This window comes from Methylocystis borbori (assembly GCF_036576025.1).
Taxonomy (GTDB): Bacteria; Pseudomonadota; Alphaproteobacteria; order Rhizobiales; family Beijerinckiaceae; genus Methylocystis; species Methylocystis borbori.
The window spans coordinates 19,315-44,637 of sequence record NZ_JAZHYN010000006.1; the positions used below are offsets into that span (position 1 = coordinate 19,315).

General features: G+C 63.3%; 28 protein-coding genes and 3 tRNA genes. 10 read left to right on the top strand and 21 right to left on the bottom strand.

All coding sequences use genetic code 11. From position 1 onward, the window contains the following. The first annotated feature begins 108 nt into the window (after positions 1–108). From V3H18_RS03180 to V3H18_RS03190, 3 genes are all read left to right on the top strand, one after another. Positions 109–1,320: a bifunctional 2-C-methyl-D-erythritol 4-phosphate cytidylyltransferase/2-C-methyl-D-erythritol 2,4-cyclodiphosphate synthase gene (locus tag V3H18_RS03180; protein WP_332080444.1), complete on the top strand. Its 1,212-nt coding sequence runs from the start codon at positions 109–111 to the stop codon at positions 1,318–1,320. A gap of 106 nt (positions 1,321–1,426) precedes the next feature. Further along, positions 1,427–1,861: an alternative ribosome rescue aminoacyl-tRNA hydrolase ArfB gene (arfB, locus tag V3H18_RS03185; protein ID WP_332080445.1), complete on the top strand. Its 435-nt coding sequence runs from the start codon at positions 1,427–1,429 to the stop codon at positions 1,859–1,861. Further along, positions 1,861–2,358, top strand: a complete 498-nt coding sequence (locus V3H18_RS03190) for a CinA family protein (protein WP_332080446.1) — start codon at positions 1,861–1,863, stop codon at positions 2,356–2,358. Before arfB ends, V3H18_RS03190 begins: the two co-directional genes overlap by 1 nt. A gap of 55 nt (positions 2,359–2,413) precedes the next feature. Here V3H18_RS03190 and V3H18_RS03195 read toward each other — a convergent pair whose 3' ends face one another. Then, positions 2,414–2,884, bottom strand: coding sequence for a type II toxin-antitoxin system RatA family toxin (locus V3H18_RS03195; protein ID WP_332080447.1), 471 nt, complete (start codon positions 2,882–2,884; stop codon positions 2,414–2,416). Positions 2,885–3,024: 140 nt separating this feature from the next. Here V3H18_RS03195 and V3H18_RS03200 point away from each other — a divergent pair, with 140 nt between their 5' ends. Then, positions 3,025–3,519, top strand: coding sequence for a hypothetical protein (locus V3H18_RS03200; protein ID WP_332080448.1), 495 nt, complete (start codon positions 3,025–3,027; stop codon positions 3,517–3,519). 131 nt (positions 3,520–3,650) lie between these two features. On the opposite strand, the gene V3H18_RS03205 is transcribed toward V3H18_RS03200, so the two are convergent. Further along, the gene (locus tag V3H18_RS03205) at positions 3,651–4,820 is read right to left on the bottom strand and encodes an acyltransferase family protein (RefSeq protein WP_332080449.1); all 1,170 of its coding nucleotides are present in this window, start codon (positions 4,818–4,820) and stop codon (positions 3,651–3,653) included. Positions 4,821–4,862: 42 nt separating this feature from the next. Beyond that, complete coding sequence (locus V3H18_RS03210; RefSeq protein WP_332080538.1) at positions 4,863–5,468, bottom strand: protein-L-isoaspartate O-methyltransferase family protein; 606 nt, start codon at positions 5,466–5,468, stop codon at positions 4,863–4,865. Here V3H18_RS03210 and V3H18_RS03215 point away from each other — a divergent pair. Continuing rightward, a complete protein-coding gene (locus V3H18_RS03215; protein WP_332080541.1) occupies positions 5,373–5,855 on the top strand; it encodes a hypothetical protein in 483 nt (160 codons plus the stop codon). The two genes, V3H18_RS03210 and V3H18_RS03215, sit on opposite strands and share 96 nt — an antisense overlap. A 25-nt stretch (positions 5,856–5,880) precedes the next feature. On the opposite strand, the gene lipA is transcribed toward V3H18_RS03215, so the two are convergent. The 5 genes from lipA to V3H18_RS03240 form a co-directional block, all read right to left on the bottom strand. Further along, positions 5,881–6,870: a lipoyl synthase gene (lipA, locus tag V3H18_RS03220; protein ID WP_332080450.1), complete on the bottom strand. Its 990-nt coding sequence runs from the start codon at positions 6,868–6,870 to the stop codon at positions 5,881–5,883. Between the two features lie 26 nt (positions 6,871–6,896). Next, positions 6,897–7,211, bottom strand: a complete 315-nt coding sequence (locus tag V3H18_RS03225; protein WP_332080451.1) for a hypothetical protein — start codon at positions 7,209–7,211, stop codon at positions 6,897–6,899. 260 nt (positions 7,212–7,471) lie between these two features. Then, positions 7,472–10,933 (bottom strand): DNA polymerase III subunit alpha, encoded by a 3,462-nt coding sequence (gene dnaE, locus V3H18_RS03230; RefSeq protein WP_332080452.1) that lies wholly within the window; start codon positions 10,931–10,933, stop codon positions 7,472–7,474. Positions 10,934–11,123: 190 nt separating this feature from the next. Further along, positions 11,124–11,480 carry a hypothetical protein gene (locus V3H18_RS03235; RefSeq protein ID WP_332080453.1) on the bottom strand — a complete coding sequence of 119 codons (357 nt, stop codon included), beginning with the start codon at positions 11,478–11,480 and terminating at the stop codon, positions 11,124–11,126. Positions 11,481–11,596: 116 nt separating this feature from the next. Next, positions 11,597–11,938: a phasin family protein gene (locus V3H18_RS03240; protein WP_332080454.1), complete on the bottom strand. Its 342-nt coding sequence runs from the start codon at positions 11,936–11,938 to the stop codon at positions 11,597–11,599. 260 nt (positions 11,939–12,198) lie between these two features. Between V3H18_RS03240 and V3H18_RS03245 the strand changes: the two genes are divergently transcribed. Next, positions 12,199–13,884: a serine hydrolase gene (locus V3H18_RS03245; protein WP_332080455.1), complete on the top strand. Its 1,686-nt coding sequence runs from the start codon at positions 12,199–12,201 to the stop codon at positions 13,882–13,884. Positions 13,885–13,938: 54 nt separating this feature from the next. Here the strand turns inward: V3H18_RS03245 and V3H18_RS03250 are convergent, their stop codons facing one another. Both V3H18_RS03250 and V3H18_RS03255 read right to left on the bottom strand, forming a co-directional pair. Then, a complete protein-coding gene (locus V3H18_RS03250) occupies positions 13,939–14,664 on the bottom strand; it encodes a DnaJ domain-containing protein (protein WP_332080456.1) in 726 nt (241 codons plus the stop codon). Between the two features lie 10 nt (positions 14,665–14,674). Continuing rightward, complete coding sequence (locus V3H18_RS03255) at positions 14,675–15,382, bottom strand: VWA domain-containing protein (RefSeq protein ID WP_332080539.1); 708 nt, start codon at positions 15,380–15,382, stop codon at positions 14,675–14,677. Positions 15,383–15,522: 140 nt separating this feature from the next. Here V3H18_RS03255 and V3H18_RS03260 point away from each other — a divergent pair, with 140 nt between their 5' ends. Further along, entirely contained in the window at positions 15,523–16,104 is a 582-nt protein-coding gene (locus V3H18_RS03260) for a DUF2478 domain-containing protein (protein WP_332080458.1), read from the top strand. Here the strand turns inward: V3H18_RS03260 and V3H18_RS03265 are convergent. Beyond that, complete coding sequence (locus V3H18_RS03265) at positions 16,097–17,134, bottom strand: amino acid ABC transporter substrate-binding protein (RefSeq protein ID WP_332080460.1); 1,038 nt, start codon at positions 17,132–17,134, stop codon at positions 16,097–16,099. The genes V3H18_RS03260 and V3H18_RS03265 overlap by 8 nt on opposite strands. A gap of 77 nt (positions 17,135–17,211) precedes the next feature. Between V3H18_RS03265 and metC the strand changes: the two genes are divergently transcribed. The 3 genes from metC to V3H18_RS03280 all read left to right on the top strand — a co-directional run bounded on the left by metC (position 17,212) and on the right by V3H18_RS03280 (position 20,191). Beyond that, complete coding sequence (gene metC / locus V3H18_RS03270) at positions 17,212–18,396, top strand: cystathionine beta-lyase (protein WP_332080461.1); 1,185 nt, start codon at positions 17,212–17,214, stop codon at positions 18,394–18,396. 149 nt (positions 18,397–18,545) lie between these two features. Beyond that, complete coding sequence (locus V3H18_RS03275; RefSeq protein WP_332080462.1) at positions 18,546–19,601, top strand: TIR domain-containing protein; 1,056 nt, start codon at positions 18,546–18,548, stop codon at positions 19,599–19,601. 110 nt (positions 19,602–19,711) lie between these two features. Further along, positions 19,712–20,191 carry a hypothetical protein gene (locus V3H18_RS03280; RefSeq protein ID WP_332080463.1) on the top strand — a complete coding sequence of 160 codons (480 nt, stop codon included), beginning with the start codon at positions 19,712–19,714 and terminating at the stop codon, positions 20,189–20,191. A gap of 4 nt (positions 20,192–20,195) precedes the next feature. Here the strand turns inward: V3H18_RS03280 and V3H18_RS03285 are convergent, their stop codons facing one another. The 10 genes from V3H18_RS03285 to V3H18_RS03330 form a co-directional block, all read right to left on the bottom strand. Then, the gene (locus tag V3H18_RS03285; protein ID WP_332080464.1) at positions 20,196–20,663 is read right to left on the bottom strand and encodes an NUDIX hydrolase; all 468 of its coding nucleotides are present in this window, start codon (positions 20,661–20,663) and stop codon (positions 20,196–20,198) included. After that, positions 20,660–21,658: an inorganic phosphate transporter gene (locus V3H18_RS03290; protein WP_332080465.1), complete on the bottom strand. Its 999-nt coding sequence runs from the start codon at positions 21,656–21,658 to the stop codon at positions 20,660–20,662. The genes V3H18_RS03285 and V3H18_RS03290 overlap by 4 nt, the downstream gene beginning before the upstream one ends. Before the next feature lie 9 nt (positions 21,659–21,667). Continuing rightward, on the bottom strand, positions 21,668–22,312 hold the full coding sequence (locus V3H18_RS03295; RefSeq protein ID WP_332080466.1) for a DUF47 domain-containing protein: 645 nt from the start codon (positions 22,310–22,312) through the stop codon (positions 21,668–21,670). 109 nt (positions 22,313–22,421) lie between these two features. Further along, positions 22,422–23,132 carry a DUF2865 domain-containing protein gene (locus tag V3H18_RS03300; protein WP_332080467.1) on the bottom strand — a complete coding sequence of 237 codons (711 nt, stop codon included), beginning with the start codon at positions 23,130–23,132 and terminating at the stop codon, positions 22,422–22,424. A 27-nt stretch (positions 23,133–23,159) separates the two neighbouring features. After that, positions 23,160–23,236: transfer RNA gene (locus V3H18_RS03305), tRNA-Arg, on the bottom strand. Positions 23,237–23,335: 99 nt separating this feature from the next. Further along, positions 23,336–23,412, bottom strand: a tRNA-Arg gene (locus V3H18_RS03310). Between the two features lie 8 nt (positions 23,413–23,420). Continuing rightward, entirely contained in the window at positions 23,421–23,732 is a 312-nt protein-coding gene (locus tag V3H18_RS03315) for an ETC complex I subunit (RefSeq protein ID WP_332080469.1), read from the bottom strand. Between the two features lie 63 nt (positions 23,733–23,795). Further along, a tRNA-Pro gene (locus V3H18_RS03320) sits at positions 23,796–23,872 on the bottom strand. An 84-nt stretch (positions 23,873–23,956) separates the two neighbouring features. Continuing rightward, positions 23,957–24,421 carry a DUF192 domain-containing protein gene (locus V3H18_RS03325; RefSeq protein WP_332080470.1) on the bottom strand — a complete coding sequence of 155 codons (465 nt, stop codon included), beginning with the start codon at positions 24,419–24,421 and terminating at the stop codon, positions 23,957–23,959. 49 nt (positions 24,422–24,470) lie between these two features. Further along, entirely contained in the window at positions 24,471–25,058 is a 588-nt protein-coding gene (locus V3H18_RS03330; protein ID WP_332080471.1) for a cold-shock protein, read from the bottom strand. Positions 25,059–25,323: the final 265 nt, after the last annotated feature.

Sequence of the window (25,323 nt, forward strand, 5' to 3'; positions counted from 1 at the left end):
CTTGCTCACATCATAAGCAGGTCGCTTCGCACATGCAACATGCCTTTTGTCACAGCTCATCGCCTTTGGCCATTTGACGACATGCGGGAAAACCGACAGAGAGCGCGTATGGGCGCGCCAGACGAAACCCCTTCCCTCGCCATTCTCATCGTCGCCGGCGGGCGAGGCTCGCGCGCGGGCGAAGGCCTGCCCAAACAATATCGCCCGCTCGCCGGAAAAGCCCTCCTGGTCCATACTTTACTGGCGATGCGCCGGGGCGCGCCCGGGGCGGCGCTGAAGGTCGTCATTCACCCGGACGATCGCGCGCTTTACGAAGCGGCCGTCGCCGAACTCGACGCCGCCGACCAAAGGGGCCTGCTGCCCCCGGCGCTTGGCGGCGCCACGCGGCAGGAAAGCGCGCGCGCCGGGCTCGAGGCGCTGGCGCGGGAAGCCTCTCCCGACATCGTGTTGATCCATGACGCCGCGAGGCCCTTCGCGGACGCCGCGCTGATCGCCCGCGCGGTCGAGGCGGCGCAGGCGCATGGCGCAGCGGCGCCGGGCGTGCGGCTCGCCGACACGGTGAAGGAGATCGACGCGGCTGGCGCGGTCGTCGCGACGCCCGACCGCGCGCGGCTGCGCGCCGTGCAGACGCCGCAGTCCTTCCGTTTCGATCTCATCCTCACGGCGCATCGCGCGGCGGCGGCGGGCGGACGCGACTATACGGACGACGCCATGATCGCCGAGGCGGCGGGCCATCGCGTGCATATCTTTCCCGGCGACGCCGCCAATTTCAAACTCACGACGCAAGAGGACTTCGCCCGCGCCATGCAGCAATTGAAGCAGGTAAATTTCGCCGATCTGCCCGACGTGCGCATGGGACAGGGTTATGACGTCCACGCCTTTGGGCCGGGAGATAAGGTCTGGCTCGGCGGCCTCGCCATTCCCCATACGCAGGGCCTCGCCGGCCATTCCGACGCCGACGTGCTGGCGCATGCGATCACCGACGCCATTCTCGGCGCCATCGCCGAGGGCGACATCGGCGCGCATTTTCCGCCTTCCGATCCGCAATGGAAAGGCGCGGCCTCGTCGATCTTTCTCGCCCACGCCTGCGAGCGCGTGCGGGCGCGCGGCGGGGCCATCGCCCATGTCGATGCGACGATCATTTGCGAAGCGCCGAAGATCGGCCCGCATCGCGAGAATATTCGGGCGAGCCTCGCCGCGATCATGGGCGTCGAGATCGGAAGGGTGGCGATCAAGGCGACGACAACCGAGAGACTCGGCTTCACGGGCCGGGGCGAAGGCATGGCGGCGCTCGCCATCGCGACCGTGCGCCTGCCGTGAGCAAGAAAGCCGCAAGTTAAGTCCCCGCGGGGAGCCCCGAGCTGACGCCGAAGCAAACTTGGCCGCGATCTGCTATAGATCCGCCTCGTAAAGCCGAGGCCCTTCCATGATCCGCGTCACCGAAGCGATCGCGCTCGACGATTCCGAGATCGTCGAGGAATTCGCGCGTTCTTCGGGGCCCGGCGGCCAGAATGTGCAAAAGGTCGAGACCGCCGTGCGGCTGCGTTTCGATCTGCGGGGCTCGCCCAATCTCCCCGAGCCGGTGAAGGCGCGGCTCGCGCGCCTCGCCGGACGCCGCCTCACCAAGGAAGGCGTGATCCTCATCGAGGCGCGCCGCCATCGCACGCAGGAGCGCAACCGCGCCGACGCGCTGGAACGCCTCATCGAACTGATCCGGATCGCGGCGGCCGCCCCGCCCCCGCCGCGCAAGAAGACCAAGCCGACGCTCGGTTCGAAGCTGAGGCGTCTCGCGGGCAAGAAGCAGCGCGGCGAAACAAAGACGATGCGCGGCCGCCCCAACCGCGATTTACGAGATACGTAATGAATGAAAATACTGATTACGTAAAAGCTAATTTGCTGCTTAAGCTGGCGCGCGCAAAGGGCTTGCGGGTCGCGACCGCCGAATCCTGCACCGGCGGGCTCGTCGCCGCGGCCTTAACCGAGATTCCCGGCTCCTCGGACGTGTTCGAGCGTGGCTTCGTCACCTATTCCAACGAAGCGAAGCGCGACATGATCGGGGTGCCCTGGCCGCTCATCGAGGCCCATGGCGCCGTCTCTGCCGAGGTCGCGCGCGCCATGGCGCAGGGAGCGCTTGCGCATTCCCTCGCCGATATCGCCGTCGCGGTCACGGGCGTCGCCGGCCCCGGCGGCGGGTCATTGGAAAAGCCCGTCGGACTCGTTCATTTCGCCTGCGCGCGTCGGGAGAGCGGCGTCGACCATGTCGAGCGGCGCTTCGGCCCGCTCTCACGCGCGGAAATTCGCGCCGCCTCGGTCGAACAAGCGCTGGATATGATGATCGGCGCTGTCAAAGCGACTTAGAGCAGGATCGTTTGAAATGGAATCGCATCGCGCTTCCATCAAGAACGATCTCGCTCTAGCGCCGTCCGTAAACCTCGTCGGCGCGCTTGGCGAAGGCGTCGGAATATTTCTGGAACGCCTTATCGAACATCGCGCCCATTAGCACGCCGAGGGCGATATTCTTGAATTCATAGGCGATATAAAAATCCACCGTCGAACGCGGCCGGCCTTCCGGCCCTGGCGACTCCTCGCGAAAGCCCCAGCGGTTGTCGAGCTTGCGAAACGGCCCATCGAGGCAGTCCACGCGAATTTCGAGCTTGTTGGCGTCGCTGGCGACCCGGCTCGTATACCGCTCGCAGATCGCCTTGAAGCCGACCTGCATCTCGACAACGAGCATCTCGACGCCCGGCGCGGTCTCGTCGCGCCGCCGAATGCGGACGGCTTCGCAGAGCGGCACGAATTTCGGGTAGGATTCGACGTCCCGCACCAGTTCGAACATTTCGACGGCGCTGTGCGGCACGAGGCGGCGATTGCGGAAGTTCTTCATGCCGCCATGCTTCTAGTTCATCCCTTGCAACCGTCAAAGCGCGCCCGCGACGCCACAGGGAACAATGGCGTCCGTGAATGGTTGAACCGTGGGGCGCCGATTTAGCTCGTTCATAAAGCCGCGTTCAATAGGAGGAAGAAATGGCCGACAAGACCAATTTCACGCCCGATGAATGGAAGAAAGTGCTCGAAGCGCCGCTGCTTGCCGGATTCGCCGTCTCGGCGGCCGACCCTAGCGGCTTTATCGGAATTCTGCAGGAGGGGTTTGCGAGCGCCAAGGCGCTGGCCGCCGCCAAGGCCGACTCCGGCGCGGACGCGCTCATCAAGGCCGTGGTCGAGGATCTGCTGACGCCGGACGGGCGCGCCGCCGCGCGCGAGGGCGTGAAAAATGTGGTGCACGGCGTTCAGCTCGGCGAGATCAAGGATCGCGCTTTGGCGGAGCTGCGCAGCACGGCGTCGATCCTCGACGCCAAGGCGCCGGGCGACTCCGCGGCCTTCAAGAAGTGGCTGAACGATATCGCCAATCTCGTCGCCGAGGCCGGCACGGAGGGCGGCTTTCTGGGCTTTGGCGGGGTGAAGGTGACTGAGGCCGAGCGCGCGACGCTCGCGGAGATTTCGACGGCTCTTCACGCATAGTTTTTTTGGCGTTTCTCCGCTTGAGCGGAGAAGGCCTCGATCTAAAACGCGTTCATGAATTATTGATACATGAACGCGTTTTGGTTCTTGAATTAACCCATTTTCTACGCCGACCCGGGAAAACGCTTGTCTTATGACTTTCCGCGCCGCTGAGGCGAGAAGGAACCGCTGGCAGAGGGTTGCCGCAGAATATAGCGGTAGACACGGTCAGTATGTCGCTCGAAGCAGTACCAAATAATCGTCGCCCAGGAAGTTGTGATGAGCAACAGGAGGACGAACACGCCAAATCCTTCGCCGTTTGGAAAGAAACGGGCCGGCGCGGCAGTTGATAGAATTAGGAAGGTCAACAGAGGGAAATGAGTAAGATATAAACTATAAGAGATTTCGGACCCCGCGAATGCGGCACAGGCGAAGCGGCGCCCGCCAATATTGGGTGAAAGCGCCAGCGCAGGCAAGGCGGCGGCCACCGCCACGCCGAGCCAAAGATCGCCGATAACATCGGGGCGCGCCTTTGACGCGACGAGCGTAAAAAAGAATAAGATTATCGCGACGACTCGGGTCGAATGACGTTTGAAAAAGAAGGTCAATTCAGGCCGATTGGCGCACCAAGCCGCCGCAGCTCCGCCGATCCAAATCAAGCCGTCTCGCAGGATGCTGGCAGGAAGAAGGAGAACCACGGCGAGGAGACCTATAAAAAGAGCTAGTCTTTCTAAGGTCGTCATCGATACGCAAGCGAGCCATGCGGCCATCGGGAAAATAATATAATACCAAAATTCATTCGCCAGGCTCCACATGGGGCCGTTGCTGCCAAATATCGGCACGGTGATTGTTTGCAAAAATGCGACATTCCCCAGAAATGCGGGCAACGACAGATCGGCTCCTATTGGTTTATGCGGGCCGGACAGAAAAACATCATAATAACGTCCGTCGTAACCTGCTCCGCCGCTCAGCAACATGCCTCCCTTATCGAAGAGAAAAGTGAGGAGAAGCGCGGGAATGACGACGATCCAGAGACGCGTTAAACGCCTCAATAAATAGCGGGACCAGAGAAAGCGCCCGGCCAATATGTCCGCTAAAGCCTGCCCTCCGACAAGAAATCCGCTCAGCGCGAAAAAAATGATGACAGCCTGATGCCCAATGCCCGTGAGAAAGTAAAAACCCTTCAACAAGAAGCCGGGTTGGTCGATTTCTCCGAGATTATGAAACACATAGGCGCGAATATGACCCGTTAAGACGAGGAAAGCGGCAAGCCCACGGAGCGCGTCAAGCGGGACAAGACGCGCTTTGTGTCGAAGAGACATAGGTTGGCGTTCTTTCTCTCGGCGGAATGGAGTTATGGCGTCTTAATCGGAGGTCTCATCAAGACTGAGCGCCCATCCGTCGCCGACATGCCAGCAATTTTTCTCTTGGGCCGGCAGTTTCCAAATTAGGCTGCGCACCTCTTTTAGCATTCCGGCCTCGAAGCTTTGGCGAAGGCGCGCGCTCTCGCCGGCGTCGACAGCCCCGAGCGGGCCTTCCGCGTAAACGAAAGATGCCGGTCCTAAAACCCTCGCTGAATAGCCTTCAGGGCGGCGTTCGACGCAGAGCGCCGCGCCACGATCGCTATGACGTCCCCCGAGCTGACGGCCTTTCTCGCCAATCACGCCGAGGGGGAAGACCAGTCGGCCGCCAGGCGCAAGACGTTCAATCCAACGGTCGGCCGGACGAGCGACGGCGAAATTCACGTAAACGCCATCCGCAAGGTCTTGGGGCCACTCCGCTCCGTCGCCGACGACCACCGAGACATTCGGGCGATCGGCAAGAAAGGCCGCCGCCTTGCCGGCGAGGACCGGATCGAATTCAACGGCGATGATATGACCGGAGGACCCGATGAGTTCCGCGAGTATCGCTGTGTAATAGCCCGTCCCAGCGCCAATATGCGTGATGCGCTCGCCCTGTCGCGGACCCAAGGCATCGAGAAGCCGGGCGTGCAGCGAGGGGCTACCATTGTTGATTCCGCGCAAAGGGTTCAGCGCGAAGAGCGCGTCCTGGTAGACAAGCGCCGGATCGGGACGAGGCAGCGATCGCAGGCGGCCGAAGGGCGAAGCGATGGTCCATGGCGGCTCGCCGAGAAAAAGCTCGCGCGGCACAGCGGCGTAAGCGGCTTCGAGGGCCGGATTGGCGACGCCGACAACCGCGAGCATTTGAGCGGCGTAGGCGCGGCGGACGATCGCGAGCTCGGCTGGAGCGAAGGCGGACCGGCCCTGCTCGGCCCCGGCATGTTCTGGGGCGATTTTTGGCATATTGGCAAAGGGCTTTCAGTTGGCCGGAGCGGCCGTCCGCATATGAAGGGCTGAATGGATATCTTTCCAGAGCCGGGCCTTATCTCCCACCCGCGTTCGCCAACGCCTGCCGAGAACGGGCCTCGCGTAATTTCGCGAAATCCTCCCCCGCGTGATGCGAGGAACGGGTGAGCGGCGAAGACGCCACATAGGAAAAGCCCTTGGCGTAGGCGAGCGTCTTATAGGATTCGAATTCCTCGGGCGTCACGAAGCCCGCGATCGGGTGGTGCTTGCGCGAGGGCTGCAGATATTGGCCGATGGTGATGAAATCCACCTCCGCCGAGCGCATGTCGTCCATGACCTGCATCACTTCGATGCGGCTCTCGCCAAGCCCCACCATGATCCCCGATTTGGTGAAGGTCGCAGGGTTCAGCTCCTTGGCGCGCTGGAGCAGGCGCAGCGAGTGGAAATAGCGCGCGCCCGGCCGCACCGACACATAGAGCGACGGGACGGTCTCGAGATTATGGTTGAAGACGTCGGGGCCGGCCTCGATAACCCGTTCCAGCGCGCCCGCCTTCCGCAAAAAGTCGGGGGTGAGAACCTCGATCGTCGTCCCGGGACAAGCCGCGCGGATCGCGGAGATGGTCCGGGCGAAATGATCGGCGCCGCCATCGTCAAGGTCGTCGCGGTCGACGGAGGTCACGACCACATGGGTAAGGCCGAGAGCGCGCGTCGCCTCCGCCACCCGCTCGGGCTCGGTCGGATCGAGCGGGGCTGGCAGGCCCGTCGCAACATTGCAGAAAGCGCAGGCGCGGGTGCAGACCTCGCCCATGATCATGAAGGTGGCGTGTTTCTTCTCCCAGCACTCGCCGATATTGGGACAGGCCGCCTCCTGGCAGACGGTGGCCAGCCCCGCCCCTTTTAAGAGGCCGCTGGTTTCGGTCCAGGCTTTGGAGCCCGGCGCCTTGACGCGAATCCAGGGGGGCTTGCGCAAGATTGGCGCGTCGGGGCGGCCGGCCTTTTCGGGATGACGCAGAGCCGCGCCTGTCTTCTTGCGCGGGTCGTCATGCAGAAGATCGAGAACGGTCAAAGGCGGCGGGCCTCCTCGCCTTTAACCTAAGCGCCGCCGCGCCCGACCGCAATGTCATGATCCGGATGAATGGCGCGCCAGCCCATGCAGCAAAGCGCCGCCCCGACCGCGCCGGCGACGAACAGCGCGCCCGCGCAGCGATCGGCGAGCCCGAGGCGAAAGCCGAACTCGGCGGCGAGCCACGCTCCCGTGACTCCCGCCAGCGCGAGCGCGCCGACAGAGCCGAGATGCGAGATTCTCACGATGCACCAGCCGATGAGGCCGCCGATCAGGAGCAGGACGAGGAATTGCGCATTAGGGGCGCCAATGATGCGAGCCGTGTCGAGAAGCGTCTGGTCCATGATGCCCTCCGGCGAGTGAAGAGATCGCGATGGACGTTAACGTTTATTAACTATTGAAGGGCGCGTTTTGTTCCCTCTCTGCTTTATGAAAGAGGCTCGACCAGGACTCTGGGTTTTGGACAGTCGCCGACTTCACGACTGGCTTTCGTCTCGCCTTCACTCAGAACGTGAGCTGGCATTACCAATATTAAATTGTTGAGTTTATTTAATTGTATATCAGTAATTTACAACTTAATGTTCTTGTTTAAGTTTAGGATCGCTCATAGATATTCGACCTCCAGCACGCCGGGGATTTCCCGTAGCGCGCCGGCGACCTCGGGCGTCACAGGATAGCCTCCCGGAAGCCGGATTTCGATTTCCTCCGCGCCCGCGTCGCGCTTCAGCAGGATCGATACTTCCCCCTCGCCCTTGCCGGCGAGGCGCTTCTTGATCCCGTCAAGCGGTCCGTCGTCGCCGACGACGACGCGCAGCCCTTTCTGCGCTCGCGCCGCCGCACTGGCGAGCGACTCGACCGTGGCGATGCGGGCGCGAACGTCCTCGCCCTCGACCGCCGCCGACAAGGTGACGAGCACGGCAGCGCCCTTCTCCAGCAGGTCGCGATATTGGGAGAGCCCCTCCTGAAAGAGGATGGCCTCATATTGCCCGCTCACGTCGGAGAGCTGGACGATGCCCATTTTCGAGCCCGACTTGGTCCGTTTCTCGGAGCGGTCGAGCACCACGGCGGCGAGCCGACCGGCGGTCGCGCCGCGTTTCACGGAGGCTGAAAATTCGGCCCAGCGCGACACTCGGAGCTTCGGCAGCAGCCCGGCGTAGGCGTCGAGCGGATGGCCGGAGAGAAAGAAACCCGCCGCCTCATATTCCCGGCGCAGCAGCTCGGCCGCCGGCCAGGGCCGCGTCTTCGGCACGGCGAGATCGTCGGCCCCGGCTTCCCCGAAGAGCCCGTTCTGGCCGGCCTTGCGGTCCTCCATATGGCGGTTGGCGGCGGCGAGGATCGGCTCGATCGCCGCGAAGACGCGGGCGCGATTGGGCTCGATTTCGTCAAAGGCGCCGCAGGCGGCGAGATTTTCGAGCGTCTTCTTATTCGCCTCGCGCGGATTGAGCCGCCGCGCGAAATCCGAAAGGCTCTCGAAGGGCCGGTCTCCCCGCGCCCGCACGATCGATTCGGCCTGCCCCTCGCCCACGCCCTTGATGGCCGAGAGCGCATAGCGGATGGCAAGCCGGCCATCGGCGCCGACCGAGACGTCGAAATCGACGCCGGAATGGCGGATCGAGGGAGGCTCCACCGCGATCCCCATGCGCCGCGCCTCGTCGCGGAATTCCGCGAGCTTGTCGGTCTGGCTCTTGTCGAAGGTCATGGAGGCGGCGAGGAACTCGGCCGGATAATGGGCTTTCAGATAGGCCGTTTGATAAGTGATGAAAGCGTAGGGCGCCGAGTGGGATTTATTGAAGCCATATTCGGCGAATTTGGCGCAGGCGTGGAAAATCGCGTCGGCGGTGGATTTCGGAATGCCATGTTCCGTCGCGCCGGAGACGAAGCGCTCGCGCTGGGCGTCCATCTCCGCCTTGATCTTCTTGCCCATGGCGCGGCGCAGAATATCCGCCTGCCCCAGGCTGTAGCCCGCGAGATCCTTGGCGATCTGCTGCACCTGCTCCTGATAGGTGATGACGCCGAAGGTCTCCTTCAGGATGGGTTCGAGCTCCGGATGATCATATTCGATCGGCTCGTCGCCGAGCTTGCGCGCGCAATAGGTCGGGATATTCGCCATGGGGCCCGGCCGATAGAGCGCGACAAGGGCGATGAGGTCCTCGAAGCGGTCGGGGCGCATATCGACCAGCGCCTTCTTCATGCCCGCGCTTTCCACCTGGAACAGGCCGACCGTCTCGCCGCGCCGCAGGAGCTCGAAAGTCGGCTCGTCGTCGAGCGGGATGGCGGTGGGATTGAGCGAAATCCCGCGCTTTTCGAGCAGCGAGACGCAAGTCGAGATGACCGTCAGCGTCTTGAGGCCGAGGAAGTCGAATTTGACGAGACCCGCAGGCTCCACCCATTTCATATTGAACTGGGTCGCGGGCATGTCGGACTTCGGGTCGCGATAGAGCGGCGTGACCTCATGGAGCGGACGGTCGCTAATGACGACGCCGGCGGCGTGGGTCGAGGCGTTTGAATAAAGCCCTTCGAGCGAGCCGGCGATCTTAAAGAGACGCCCTACGCGCTCATCCTCCTCGACGGCTTCGCGCAATTTCTGCTCGCCCGCCAGCGCCTCGGCGAGCGTTACCGGCTTCGCCGGGTTCTGGGGGACGAGCTTGGCGAGCTTGTCCACCTGGCCCAGCGGCATTTCCAGCACCCGGCCGACGCTACGCAGCACCCCGCGCGCCAAAAAGGAGCCGAAGGTGATGATCTGCGCGACGCGGTCGGCGCCATAGCGTTCGCGGACATAGTCGATCACTTCTCCTCGCCGGGACTGGCAGAAATCCACGTCGAAATCCGGCATGGAGGTGCGTTCCGGATTGAGAAAACGCTCGAAGAAAAGCCCGAAGCGGATGGGGTCGAGATCGGTGATCGTGAGGGAGTAGGCGACGAGCGAACCCGCGCCGGAGCCGCGCCCCGGCCCGACCGGAATGCCTTGGGATTTCGCGAATTTGATGAAGTCCGAGACGATGAGGAAGTAGCCCGGAAAGCGCATCTTCTCGATCACGGAAAGCTCGAATTCGAGCCGCGCCGCATATTCTTCGCGCGTATGGCCTTCCGCCGCTCCATGGGCGGCGAGCCGTTCTTCGAGCCCCAGCGTCGCCTGGCGGCGCAGCTCCTCCGCCTCGACCTCGTCGAGCGGGCGGCCCTCCGCCGCCTCCTGGATGAAGCGCGGCATGATGGGCTTGCGGGTCTGTGGCCGAAAGCTCGTCCGGCGAGCGATTTCGAGCGTATTGGCCGTCGCCTCTTCGAGGTCGGAAAAGAGCGCGCGCATTTCCGCGCTCGTCTTGAAATAATGCTCGGGCGAAAGGCGGCGCCTCTCGGCCGCGCTCGTCACCGTGCCTTCCGCGATGCAGAGCAGCGCGTCATGCGCCTCGAAATCGGCGGGCTGAGCGAAATAGGCTTCGTTGGTCGCGACGAGCGGCAGGCCGCGCCGATAGGCGAGGTCCAGCAATTGCGGCTCGATCTCGCGCTCCTGCGGCAGCTTGTGGCGCTGGACCTCGATATAGAGCCTGTCGTCGAAAAATCGCTCCAGCGTCGCCAGTCTCCCGCGCGCCTGCTCCGGCCGCCCGAGCGCGAAGGCGCGGTCGAGCGCTCCATCCGGGCCGCCGGTGAGCGCGATAAGGTCGCGAGCGTCGGCGGCGAGCATATCGAGCGTTACATGCGGCTCGTCTCCCTGCCCGGCCTCGAGATAGGCGCGCGAGGCGAGCCGCATCAGATTGCGATAGCCCTCTTCGGTCTTCGCGAGCAGCACGAGATTGGCGAAGCGGTCGTCGAGGCCGGAGACGGCGGCGCTCCTGCCGTCCGCGAAATCGACGCGAAGCTGCGCGCCGGCGATGGGCTGCACGCCCGCCTTGGCGGCCTTTTCGGAGAATTCCAGGGCGGCGAAGAGATTATTGGTGTCGGTGACGGCGAGCGCCGGCTGCGCGTCGCGGACCGCAAGATCGATGAGCTTGGTAAGCGTCAGCGCCCCTTCGCGCAGCGAATAGGCGGTATGGACGTGAAGATGGACGAAGCCGGCGTCGGCGGCAGGCATGGGCTCGGCCTCGATCGGGCGGAGGAATCGAAGCGAATTCTATCGCTTCGCCGCGCGCGCTGAAACCATGAGAACGCAGCCATCCCCATCTGATGAGAAGGACGCCGAGCCGGCGGGCCGGTTCGGCGGGAGCGCGCCAACTAAATCAGAGCGCGTTCGGACTGAAAAAGTCTGTCAATTTTTTTCGGTTCTAATGCGCCGCGACGGCGAACCTGCCGAGATTGACGCCATATTCGTCGAGCAGGCGCTGCATCGCCGGCGAAAGGCGAATGAGCCGCGAGGCGTTATGGTTGGCCCCGCAATCGCTCCGCAGGCCAATATATTTGGCGTGCAGGGCGTCGGCTTCGCCTTGGGCGAGCATTGGGCGCGCCTGCTCAAGGAGCAGTTTCACCTGCGCGCCGTCATATTGCTGGACGAGCGAACAGCCGACGCGAAGGTCCTGGGCGAGCGTCGGCGTCGACCAGAGGGCTGCGCCGAAGATAAAGGCTGCGCCAAAAGCGTTGATGCCGTTACGCTTGGAGGACGGCGTCCGTTTTTGTTCGACCATGATTCTCCTCTGACCTGAAACGCCTAACCCGGCGGCGGCTCAAAAGCGCACCCCGGGCTGAGGCGGTCAGTCTAAAGGGTTATTGACGAATGCGGCGCCAATACGGCGCGCCGAATTTACTCGGCGGGATTCGTATAGGCCTTCGTGGCCGTCTCGATCGGCTTGAACGCTTCCTTGGCGAGGGAGGTGTAAAGTTCGCCGAGCTTCGTCGCTTCCGCCATGAAGTCCTCATAGGCGCTCTTGGCGAAATCCGACTGGAGCTGGAAGGCTTCGTCGATCTTCTTCACCGCAATCAGCTTTTCGGCAAGCGCGCGGCTCTTCTCGAAGGATTTCTTGGAGTAATCGGTGGTCTCGGCGGCGATGCTCTGCCAGCCCTTCGTCACCGCGGCGGCGGCGGCGGATACGGCTTCGAACTGCTCTTTGCCAAGCTGCTGAACGTTGTCAAAAGTCGCGACCATTGGATCGTCCTCGTGTCTTTGGCGCATACATGCCGCCGTTCGCGACGCGGCGCCCCTCTATCAACGTCTGATTTATATGCAATGCACAATATAAAGTCAATCGAAATGTTGCGACGCAAAATTCCCATAAAAAAACCTGCCGTGCTTAACCCCCGGGTAACTGGCCCCTTTTAATCTCGAAACTTGTCACGTCTCGGCGACGCCAGTCCGCTCCGCGGCGCCGGGATGCGGGCGAGCGTGAAGTTTTAAAAGGGCGCGTCATGTTGAAACCGAGCTTGCTGGACCGTCTCGCCCAGCCTCGTTCCCTCGCAGTCATTTTCGCCGCGATCATGGCTTTCGTGGCGATCTCCGCCATTCCGGCCGAGGCGCGCCGCCACGGCTGGCGGTCCCATGAACGTCACTATTATTCCTATCGCCACTATGTTCAGCAGCGCGCCTATCGGTCCGATGCGGGCCATTCCTTCGGCCGGACGCGGGCGGCGGCGGGCGACGACGGGATCGTGGGAGAACATCGCGGCTTCGCCGCCATCGTCGTCGACGCCAATAGCGGCCGCGAGCTTTATGCGCGCAATGAACATGAGTTGCGCCATCCCGCCTCCGTCACCAAGGTGATGACGCTCTATCTCCTGTTCGAGCAGCTTGAGCAGGGACGCCTCAGCCTCAATTCGCCGCTGATGATCTCCCAGCACGCCGCCGCCCAGGCGCCCTCGAAGCTCGGCCTGCGTCCGGGCGAGACGATCAGCGTCGAGAACGCGATCAAGGCGGTGGTCACCAAATCGGCCAATGACATCGCCTGCGCCATCGCCGAGAACGTCGCCGGCGACGAGCGCCGCTTCGCTCAGATGATGACCAGCAAGGCCCATGCGCTCGGCATGCGCGACACGCATTACGAAAACGCCTCCGGCCTGCCCGACGCGCGGCAGGTGACGACGGCCTATGACCTCGCCGTCCTCGGCCGCGCCATTCAGGAGCGCTTCCCGCGCTACTACCGTTATTTCTCCACGCACGCCTTCGCCTATAACGGCGCCCTGCATCGCAATCACAATCATCTGCTCGACCGCGTCGAAGGCATGGACGGCATCAAGACCGGCTATACCCGCGCCTCGGGCTTCAATCTCCTGACCTCCGTGCGTCGCGGCGGCCATCACATCGTCGCCGTAGTGATGGGCGGTGCCACGGCCGGATCGCGCGATAATATCATGGCCGGTCTGATCGAGGAGCATATCCGCGGCGGCGCGGCGGCGCGCACCGCCCGCGCCGTCGTCGAAGAGCCGCAGCAGGAGGAATGGCCGCCGGAGCCCGTGCGCGAGGAGCGCGTCGCTTACGCCCCGCAGACGGAAGACATGGAGCCCATCGCGCCGCCGCAGTTCCAGCGCCGAGCCGCCGAACCCGCCGCTCAGTCGGCCGCGCCCGCCCCTGCGCATGAGAGAGCGGAAAAGCCCGTCATCCGTCCGGCTTTTGTCTCTGGGGTGCGGAAAGTCCTCGACGAGACGAAGGACGCCGAGCGCAAAAGCGCCCGGGCGACCGCGAAGGGACACGGCGGCGCGACGACGCTCGCGGTCGCCGACGGCTCGACGAGCAGCCGCGCGTCCAAGGGCGCCGACGTCGCCGCCGTCTCGACGACGCCTTCGGCCATACGCGCCGCGAAGCCGCCACCATCCAAGCTCGAGTCGGCCAAGGCGGAGGCGGGACGCCCCGCTCGCGCCGGCTGGATGATTCAGATCGCCGCGACCGAGGACCCCGACAAGGCGAACCAGCTTCTTTCCCGCGCGCGCAGCCAGCTTCAAGGCTTGCCGGCGGACGCCAAGGCTTTCACCGAGAAGGTGCAGAAGGGCAAGGAGACGCTCTATCGCGCCCGTTTCGCCGGCCTCGAGGAAGAGAGCGCCGCCTCCGCCTGCAGAGCGCTCAAACGCTCCGGATTTTCTTGTTTCACCACCAGGAACTAACGCGCCGCCATGTCTGCTAGCTGGGATCAGAACTACGCCGCAAATCCATTCGCGTCAGTGATGGCGCCGCATCAGGACGTCCTTGGCCTCATTTACCCGAGCCGCCAGGTCCGTCGTCCCGCCAAGATCTGGATGAAGTTTCTTCATCAGATCGCGATGGGCCCGCGCGATGTCGGCCGCCGCCGCGCCGCGCTTGAGGCCGAGAATCTCGTACGCCTCATCTTCCGTAATCGCGCCAGAACGGCGCGCGCCGCCGCCTTCGCCCGCGCGGAAACCCCCCGCGTTCGCGTGCGCATCGCCTGTCGAACGCCAGCCGGAAAAACGGCGGTCCAGATAAGCCTCTAAGAGGCGGGCGCCGTCGGGATCGTCGCGCCGGCAAACGCCATAGAGTTCGAGCAGCGCCGGCCGCGTCAGCGCGTCGAGATGCGCCCCCTCATGCTCTCCCGCGAGAACGACCCCGCGTATCGCGCCGGTGGAATGATCGAGCTCCATTTCGATCATCGCCGAGCGCACCCGCGAGACGCCGCTCGCGCCGCCGCCGGCGTTGCGGAAACCGCGCAAGGGGCTGCCCGTCACTCCCAAAAACCACAGTCCCAGGCCCATGAGCGCGAGGCCGAAGTCGAGGCGTCCGCGCGCCAGAAGGATCGCCCCCACGGCCAGCGTGAGAAAGCCGCCGCCGCGTTTGAGAAGGACGGCGAGCAGCGCGGGCGGCGTCTTCGTATACGCCTTGAGCGCGAAGATCAGCAGAAGGAGCGCGGCTAATCCTAAAAGAATGGACATCCCTTTGTCCTCAACCGATCTGCGACAGCAGCAGCCGGGCCGCGCCCTCGCCCTGTCCCGCGCGCCGCTCCAATTCCAGCCTCCCGCCAACGGCGTAGGCCGCCGCCGCCGCGAGCAACTCCGCGAGGCGGCGCGGCGCGCTCGCGTCGAAAGCGGCATAGGCGCCGCCGGTCAGGCGGGCGATTTCGCGATAGGCCCTTTGCGTTATGCCGTCCTGGCCCTCCTGAAACATGAAGGCCTTGACGCCGAGCAGGCCAAGTTCTCCCGCCGTCGCCGTCAGCGCGTCGACATTCTCCTCCATCGCGTCGCCGATATAGACGAGCGCGCCGACGCGCTTCGCCCGCGCCTCGTCGCGCGCATGGCGCAGCACCTTGTCGATTTGCGTGCGTCCGCCCTGGCAGGAGATGCGCGACATCAGCGCCGCAAGGCCCTCCCCTCCCGAGACGAAGCGCGAGGCGCGGCATTCGCTCAAGCCCCGGAAATAGACGAGCTGCACGTCGAGGCCGCCCTGAGCCGCGGTGGCGCGGAACATTTCGCCCTGGATCGACTGCGCCATGTCCCATGTCGGCTGGCGGCTCATTGTGGCGTCGAGGGCGAAGACGAGCCGCCCGCGAGCGTCGGACTCGGCGACGCTGCGCGCCTTTTCCACAAATGCGTCGATCGCCCCGGGAGATGCGGGGCGCCGCGGCGCCGGCGGCTTATTCTGACTGTCGCCCACTGCGTTCACGTCGTTTGATCGGACGCTCTATAAGATCGGCCGTATCCTCTGATAAACAAGAGGCGCCGCCTTGCCGGCGGCGATGCGAGACGCGACAGTGACCATAGGCGCTTTCGCGGCGCGAGGCGAGGATTTTACGCATGTCGATCGAAGGCGGGGCTTTTCCGGGAGCGGGCGGCGCAGCTCTGAGCGCGACGGCCGGATGGACGCGCATCGCCGCGCTTCCCGGGGAGGACAGCGCCCATGTTCAGGCGCTGATGCTGGCTTTCGCCGAGGAGCTGCGGGCTCAGGGGCTGCGCGTCGCTGGCGTGACGCAGACGCGCGGCGTCGACGCTTCGGGCGCGCGCTCGGGGATCATGCTGCGCGAGGTCGCGAGCGGCGCGCTCTATGCGATCTCGCAGGATCTCGGCCCCGGCTCCGTCGCCTGCAATCTCGACACGAGCGAGCTGGCGATGGCCTGCGCCGCGATCGAGCGCGCGGCGCGGGCCGGCGCGGACCTCATCGTCATCAGCAAATTCTCCAAGCAGGAGGCGGCGCGCGGCGGCCTCTGCGACGCCTTTCGCGCCGCCATGACGGCGCGCGTTCCCGTCATCGCTGCGGTCTCGCCGCATTTTCGTGAGGAATGGCGCGCCTTCGCCGGGCCGCTCGCCGAGGATGTCGCGCCCGAGCGCGAGGCGCTCGCGCAATGGTGGGCGAAGACCCGCGGCGAAGCGCCTATCTGACCGGCGGCGCGTACATCAGCCCGCCCTTGGTCCATAGCGCGTTCAGCCGCCGCTCCATGGCGAAGGGCGCGCCCTGCCCCAGATTGCGCTCGAAGACGTCGGCGTAATTGCCGACCTCCTTGACGATGCGATAGGCCCAGGCGTGCGGCAGGCCGAGGTCGTCGCCCAGCGCGCCGTCGACGCCGAGAAGACGGCGGATATGCGGATTTTCAGAATTGAGCGCCGCATCGACGCTCTCTTTCGAGACGTCTAGCTCCTCCGCGTCCAGCATCGCGAAGAGGGTCCACCGCACGATATTGAGCCAGTGATCGTCGCCTTGGCGCACGAGCGGTCCGCGCGGCGCCTTTGTAAGGTAATCGGGCAGGACGACGTGGTCGGCGGGCGCCGCAAGGCCGACGCGCAGCCCGTTCAGCGTCGAAACGTCGGCGGTCAGCGCGTCGCATTTGTTTTGGTCATAGGCCTTGGCCGCGTCTTCGAGCGCCGGGAAGAGCTTCAACTCATATTTCGCCTTGCGCGTCCGGAAGAAGTCGGCCGCTTCCAACTCGCTCGGCGTGCCCTGCTCGACGCAGATCGAGGCGCCGTCCAGATCCTGCGCCGAGGCGAAGCCGCGCTGGCGGCGGACGAGAAAGCCCTGCCCATCGTAAAAAGCGACGGCGACGTAGATGACCTTTTGTCCCGCGTCGCGAGACTGCGTCCAGGGCGAGGCGCTGACGAGAAGGTCGATCTGGCCGTTCTGCAGCGCGCCAACGCGCTCCTTTGGCAAGAGCGCAACAAAATGCGCTTTGGATGGATCGTCGAGAACCGCGCTGGCGACGGCGCGGCACAAGTCGGCCTCGAAGCCGCGCCATACGCCCGCGCCGTCCTTTTGGGCGAAGCCCGGCGATTCAGTGACGCCGCAGACGAGCTGCTCCCGCTTTAAAACCTGCGCGAGCGTGGGGCCGATCTCGATCTGCGCGCGCGCCGGCGGCGCAAGGAGAAGGCCGCCGAGGAAAGCCGCGGCGACGGAGAGGAAAAATCTGCAGCGGATCATGGCGTGCTCGGCATCCGGCGGGCGATATACTACGGTCGCGCGACGCTTGCGCAAATATAGGGGCGCAGGGAGGCGGGATGTCGACAGATAAGAAAAAATCCAGAATAAAATTAAGGCCGGCGACGCTGGTGACGCAGGCCGGGCGCGCGCCCTTCGATCATTTCGGCTTCATTAATCCGCCGATCTATCGCGGCTCCACTGTGCTGTTTCCGACGGTCGCCGATCTGGAAGGTCTACGCCAGCCCTATACCTACGGCACCAAGGGCACGCCGACGACGCGCGCGCTCGAATCCGCCTGGAGCGAAATCGCCGGCGCCGCCGACACCGTGCTGGTTCCTTCCGGACTCGCGGCGGTCGCCCTCGCGCTGCTGACGGCGACCCGCGCCGGCGCCCATGCGCTCGTCGTCGATTCGGCCTATCAGCCGACGCGCATGTTCTGCGACGGCTTTCTCGCCCGGTTCGGAGTGAAGGTGGATTATTACGATCCGCTGATCGGCACCGGCATAGAGGCGTTGATGACGCCTCAGACCACCGCCGTGCTCGTCGAATCGCCCGGTTCGCAGAGCATGGAGATTCAGGACGTTCCGGCGATCGCCGAAATCGCCCATGCGCATGGCGCCTGCGTCATCGCCGATAATACCTGGGCGACGCCTCTGCTTTTCCCGCCGCATGAGCGCGGCTGCGATCTATCTGTTGACGCCGGCACGAAATATCTCTCGGGGCACGCCGACCTTTTGATGGGGCTCGTCTCCGCCAACGCCGCATGGGCGAAACGGCTGCGGACGACCTTCAACGCCTTCGCGATCGGTTCGAGCCCTGATGACGCTGCGCTCGCCCTGCGGGGCCTGCGCACCATGACGCTGCGTCTGCGCGAGCAGGAGCGCGCCGCGCTCGACATCGCGCAATGGTTGGAGCGGCGGCCGGAAGTCGCGCGCGTACTGCACCCCGCTCTGGCGACGCATCCGGGTCACGCGCTGTGGAAGCGGGATTTCTCGGGCGCTTCCGGCGTCTTTTCGGTCATTCTGAAGCCCTTCTCCAAACAGGCGGTCGCGGCCTTCGTCGATGGGCTGGAGCTTTTCGGGATCGGCTACTCATGGGGCGGCTATGAGAGCCTCGTCCTGCCTTTTGATTGCGAGACCTATCGCACGGCGACGCGCTGGGCGCCCGAGGGGCCGGCGCTGCGTTTCTCGATCGGCCTTGAGGATACAGCGGACCTTAAGGAGGATTTGGAGACTGGCTTGGCGCGGCTAATCGGCGGATAGAGCGTTCGGCCATAAATTGATTTGTTTTGTTCGCAGGTTCTGGATCGGCTCATGCTTTGATTGTCACATGGCCTCGGCGAAGATATCTTCCTCGTGGGCGCTGTCGCAAACGCTTCTTTTATCTCTCGATATTTCATGGAGAGAATTATATGTCACTTGATTCAAGCAATTCTGAAGAAGAAAAGATTGCCCCTCGCGTATTTATCGGAAGCTCTTCAAGAGCCCTGCCTATCACTCACGCGATTGCGAAAATCTTGGAAGATAACCATACGATCGAGGTGGACGTCTGGAACCAAGGCATTTTGCAGTTGGGAGACGTCTTGCTGGACGCCCTGTTGCGGAGGGCGGCGCTTTCCGATTTCGCGCTTTTTGTCATCACCGCCGACGATGTAACATTAAGCAATGGAAAGCAACTCGACTCGCCGCGCGACAATGTCATCTTTGAGCTTGGAATGTTTATGGGGACGATCGGTCGCAGACGCGCTTTCCCGGTCATCATTTACGGACCAAACGGCCTCCCCAAACTCCCAAGCGACCTTGAAGGCCTCTTAACTTGTCGTGTCCAACTGCAGAATATCGATAATTTATCCATTTTATCTAATGAAAACATGAAAATCTTACATCAAGAAATCACCAAAATCCGCGCCGTGCTGGAAGAGCGCTGGAAAGAAACGCCGCTGTCTCTATTGCCTTCCGTAGGTCTTGCTTTTGGCTATTTTCATAACTTCATTCTTCCCGTCAATAGGCTTATTGACGACAGAAAAGTCTTTTATGGATCAACCAAGGAACGATTTGATTTCAAAAAACGCAACTATGATTTCACGATAAATATTCCACGACTCGCCTCAAAAGCAACCGTGCAGATGCGCGATCGCTACGCCAAAGAGCGAAATTGGGAGTCGATTGTAGCCGAAAAAGAACAACAAATTGATGTACAGTCAAACAGATCCTATTCCTTCTTTGCCTACCCCGAGCGGAAGGACGACGACCCGATTCACTTTTGCGATTATCCGACAACCATGCGCGCCTCTTCCGACGCTATCAGTCTTATACTTCCCCAACAGGCGCTGGGCGAAAGAGCGGATGAACGCGGTCTTCTGGATAGGCGCGAGGCAAGGACTTTTTTCAGGGCGCTTGAACATTTGTTGGCGTCCACCGACGGGAGCCATTTGGAAGGCGTAATAAAACTTAAATGGGTTGACTGAAGCATATTTGACTTCATTGAATGCGGATCATACCAATAGGTTAGGCGCCGAAGTCAACTATCGAATCTCGTTGAACAAATGCGGGCGAATGACGGCGCAGGAGGATCGCGATGTACATTGATCGAAGGCGCGCCATTCTTGCGGCTTTGGCTTTTGTGAGCGCCGATCTTGGTTCCGCCAGAGCGGAAAAAAAATCTGATTTCAATCCCGTCGCGATCGCCAAATTGCGGATCGGAGAAATCGTTCGAGAGATTTCAGGAAGCGGACGTGACCAATCGGCTCCCGAACCTTCTGCAGACGCGCTCATGAACATGGGGCTTCTTTTGCAAGCCGGATTAAGGGCTCTCCTACCCGTTCATGAACGGGAAGGCGTCGCGCTGCCAGGCAAATCCTCGCCGAGTGATCCAGCCGAATTGGTCGAAGCGCAAGAAAACTATGCCGCCGTATTTCAGTCAGGCGTCGAAGCCTCGACCGAGCAAAAAGCGAAAGCTTTCCAATCGCTTCAGCTCGCGGCGGAAAAGTTAGCAAGCGCCGGCTATCGGCAATTCTCCAAATCTCTTTCGAACTGGATAAAGACACACGGTCGTTGATGCTTTAGCCCTTTTCGGCCAGCGACGCGCCGAAGCCCAGCATCAGGCCGCGCAGCTCCGGCTCGTCCACGAGATCGGCGGCGACCTCATAGTGAAACCACTGCGTCGCGCGCTGTTTCTTTTCCGGCCAGTCCTTGCGCTGGCGCAGGAAACGCAGCGGAAAGACCTCGACGCGGCAGTCGAGCGTCGCGCCGCCCTTCAGGCGCTTTTCGTAATGATAGTCGCCGAGCTTGACCTTTTCGACCTTGCCGAGGAGGCCGGCCTCCTGCAGCGCTTCGATCGCCGCGGTGATATGCGGCTTGCGGCCTTTCATCGGCCAGCCCTTGGGGATCACCCAGCGCTTGGTGTCGCGGGAGGTGGCGAGCAGGACTTCGACGCGGCCGTCCTTCAGCCGCCAGGGCAGCGCCGCATATTGCACGCGCGGCTCCGGCCCCGCGCCTTCCCGCTTTTTCTTGACCTTGGGAACTTTCATGCGGCGATCCTCGCCAGAGCGTAACAGGTCGCGGCGATAAAAGCGGCCATGGGCATGGTGATGATCCAGGCGACGACGATGTCCTTGGCGACGTTCCAGCGCACCGCCGAAGTTCGCCGCGCCGCGCCGACGCCGACGATGGCGCCGGTGATCGTATGCGTCGTAGAGACGGGCACGCCCAATCCCGTCGCCAGAAAGAGCGTGACCGCGCCACCGGTTTCGGCGCAAAAGCCCTGCATCGGAGTCAGCCGCGTGATTCTCGACCCCATTGTGCGCACGATTCGCCATCCGCCGAAAAGCGTGCCGAGGCCCATCGCCGCCTGGCAGGCGATGACGACCCAGAACGGCACATGGAACTTCCCCTCGATCGCGCCATGCGAATAGAGCAGCACCGCGATCACTCCCATGGTCTTCTGCGCGTCATTGCCGCCATGGCCCAAAGAATAGAGCGAGGCCGACACGAATTGGAGGGAACGGAAGAAGGCGTCGACCGCGCCCGGCGTCTTGCGCACGAAAATCCACGACACGGCTAGGACGAGCGCCAGCGCCAGCAGGAACCCCAGCGCCGGCGACAGCACGATCGCGGCGGCGGTCTTGGCGAGACCCTCCCAGACGATCGCCGAGGTTCCGACCTTGGCGACGCCAGCGCCGACGAGGCCGCCGACGAGCGCATGCGAGCTCGACGAAGGAATGCCCAGCGTCCAGGTGATGAGGTTCCAGACGATCGCGCCCATCAGCGCGCCGAAAATGACGAAATCGTCCACGATCTCCGGCGAGATGATGCCGGCGCCCACTGTCTGCGCCACATGCAGGCCGAAAAACAGGAAGGCGACGAAGTTGAAGAAGGCGGCCCAGAAGACGGCGAGTTGCGGCCGCAGCACGCGCGTCGAGACGATCGTCGCGATGGAATTGGCGGCGTCGTGGAGGCCGTTGAGGAAGTCGAAAATCAGCGCGACCGCGACAAGGCCATAGAGATAGGCGGAGAAATCCTGCACGCTTCGTCTCTATGTGTGTTCCATGACGATGCCGGCGACGCGGTCGGCGACGTCCTCAAAACAGTCCACGACTTTCTCAAGATGGTCGTAAATCTCCGCGCCGACGATGAAGGCCATTGGATCGCTGTGGCGATGCGCCTGGAACAGCGCCTTGAGCCCCTGATCGTGAATGCCGTCGGCGTCGTCCTCTATGCGGATGACCTCTTCGCTGAAGGCGTTGAGCCTGGCGGCGTTCTGGCGCAGGGCGCGCAGGAGCGGAATCGCGTCGCGCGTCAGCTTCGCCGCCTCGACGATGATGTCGCCAATGCGGCGCATGGGGGGATCGAAATCGCGGGTCTCGTAGAGTAGCGTCGCCTTCGCGGTCTGGTGCATCTGGTCGATGGCGTCATCCATCGCCGTGATAAGATCGCGGATGTCGCTGCGGTCGAAAGGCGTGATGAAGGTTCGGCGCACGGCAAGCAGCACGTCGCGGGCGACGGCGTCGGCCTCGTGTTCCTTGCGGCGGATTTCCTGGCTGTGGACGAGAACGCCCTCGCCTCCTTCGAGCAGCGCCCGCAAGGCGAGCGAGCCGGCGACCAGCGTCTCGGCGTGGCGCTCGAAGAGATCGAAGAAGCGCTCCTCTCCGGGCATAAGCGCCTGAAACCAAGACAGCATGGAGATTCCTCGCTCGCGCCGAATCGTCACAAAACTGTCATAAATCGGCTCGGCCACATAGCCGGGGCGGCGGGCGGCTGTAAAGCGGCAAAGCGTCCGTTGGGCGCGATTATCTCGCGCCTTCAGGCGCAGCCTGCCCGTCCGGCTTGCTTAACGCCAGCGCGTCGTCCGACGTGAGCGCGCTCTCCTCGTCGGGAGCATTCTTGCGGCGAAGCAGCTCGCGAAGATGCGCCTTGACCGGCGCCGGCAAGGCGGAGCGGCTCAACGCGACGAGTTTCTCGCCATTATAGACGAAAGGGCCGTTCGGCTCGACAACGACGTCGCCCGACCGCAATGTCGGGTCGGTGAGGGACAGGCGCAGGAAATGCGCCTGCGACGTGGCGGGATCATTGCAGGAACAGTCCTTGGTGACCTTTTCCCGAAACTTGAAAGCCGTCGGAAGCGCCGAATAGCGTTGCCCTTTGGCGTTGCGCGCATATTCGATGCCGCCGCCCTCATAGGCTTCGACGCTTGCGGAGGGGCAGAGGAATTCGCACGACTGCTGGCGCGTCGCCTGCGACGATCGCACGAGCGGAAAGTAGTAACCGTCGCATGCGCGCACGCAATAGGCGCCGGAGCCGCCCTCCGGCCGCGGCGCGGCCGGCGCGCCGTTCGATCCATCGCGCGGTCCTTGCGAAGAAGGCGCCCTGGGCGCGGAAGGCCCTGGACCGAACAGAAAATCGAACAGGCTTTCCTGGGCCGGAACGGCGCGCGGCGCGAGCGCCAGCCCAAAAGCGAGCGCCCCTGCAATAACTGCCTGATGACGCCGAATGAGCCGCATCTTGCTCGTCCCGTCCCTTTGTCCGTCTGGCGACCCCGGCAGGATTCGAACCTGCGACCTACTGCTTCGAAGGCAGTTGCTCTATCCGGCTGAGCTACGGAGTCAAAACGCGTTGAAGTTATGGCGCGTCGAAGCTTCCGCCCGGACCCTATCACCCCCGGCCCGGCCGCTCCAGATGACTTACATACAGATCGCGTCATTTATGGCGACCCCGGCAGGATTCGAACCTGCGACCTACCGCTTAGAAGGCGGTTGCTCTATCCGGCTGAGCTACGGGGTCGAAGCGCCTCAATGCGTCCAGAGGCCGATACGGCTGGTTTTGAAATTGTCGGAATAGGACGCGCCGCGGCGGGCGGCGAGATCCGGCTTCGGCTCCTCGACGCGATAGGCGAGGCCGTTGCGCTCGGCATAGGCGATCGCCTCTTCCTTGGTGGCGAAGTTCAGGCGGATCTGCTGGCGCATGTCGCCGGAGCTCGTCCAGCCCATCAGCGGATCGATGCTGCGCGGCGACTCGGGATCGAAGGCCAGGCGCCAGGGCTTGACCGAACCAGGTCCTGATTGCGTGGCGCTCGGCGCCGGGCGAAAGATGCGTGCGGTCATGGCTTCCTCATAATGCGCCGCTGGCGGAACCAAGTCGCGAAATTCGGCGCGGAACGCGCAGGCTGGTCGGGGCAGCAGGATTCGAACCTGCGACCTGAAGTACCCAAAACTTCCGCGCTACCAGGCTGCGCTATACCCCGCCGGACGTTAAGACGCGCCAAAGCGGCCCTGCTCTCGGCGGCCCTTTCGCTAGCATGCGGCAGGCCGCCTCACAAGCGAAGCCCTCATTGCCGGAACAGGCGATGGCGCACCATGTCGCCGGGCGCGAGCGAAATGCGGCGCGCCGCGCCGGCGTTGAGTTCGATCACCGCCAGCGCCGGCTCGCCTGAGGAGATGATCTTTTCCGAAAAAGGCTCCGTGTCGGCGGCGATGGACGCCACCCTGCCGTCATGGGCGACGAACACCATGTCGAGCGGGATATGGGTGTTTTTCATCCACATGGAGACGGGCTCCTCGGATTTGAAATCGAAGAGCATGCCTTGATCCTGCGGCATGGATTTGCGGAACATCAGCCCACGCATGCGCGTCTTCGGCGTATCCGCGATTTCGACCTTAAACACATGTTCGCCCGTTGCGGTGACGATCCGCACCGTCTCCAGCGTCGGCTCGGCGCGGGCCTGACAGAAGGCCGCAAGCGCGCAGAACAGCGTCAAAACCCGCAGGAGCGAAAAGGGCCGCGACGCGCTCATCGGGGAAAACTCTCGAAAGCGACGTCGCATGTCGAATCGGACGGCGCTTTCAATGCGACGACGGCAGGCTCTTGGCGTCGAGCGGGCGCACCTCCGCCGCCATCAACCCCTTCGGACCGCCGCCGTAGCGCACCAGCACGCTATCGCCGGGCTTGAGCTCCGTCATGCCATAGCGGCGCACCGTCTCCATATGCAGGAAAATATCCTCGGTGCCCTCGCCGCGCGTGAGAAAGCCGAATCCTTTCACGCGATTGAACCATTTGACGATAGCGATCTCATAGCCGCTCGTCGGCGTGACCTGCACATGGGTGCGTCCGGCCATCGATTGGGATGGATGCACGGCGGTCGACTCGTCCATCGCGATGACGCGGAAGACCTGCATGCCTTTCGCGCGCTTTTGCGCCTCGCAGACGACGCGCGCGCCCTCGAAGGCGGTTTGCAGCCCGCTGCGGCGGAGGATGGTGACATGAAGAAGAATGTCGGCCGAGCCGTCGTCGGGAACGACGAAACCATATCCTTTCGCAACATCGAACCATTTTATGTGGCCGGCGATTTCAACAAGGTCCAGACCGGCTTCATCCGGCTCTGTTGCGTTCGCGGCGCCTAATTCATCATGAAAAGTCACTTTGGCTACCACTGACCAACTCCCCTGCTGATCCAGAGCAGCGACGCGCCGACGTAAAGCGATTCCCGTCAGCCCGAATCGTCGAGTCGCTCTGAATCACGTCGGTAGGATAGCATTCGCCGCGTTTCATCCAACCGCAATTTTTCCAAGCTTTGAGGGCCTGTGGATAGGCGCGCGCGCAGCCGCCCGTCGCGCCAAAACTCTCGCCTCGATGCTGAAACGATAAGCATTACCGGCTTGGCGCGCGCGCCGCGGCAGCGGCCAAAGCGCGCGACGG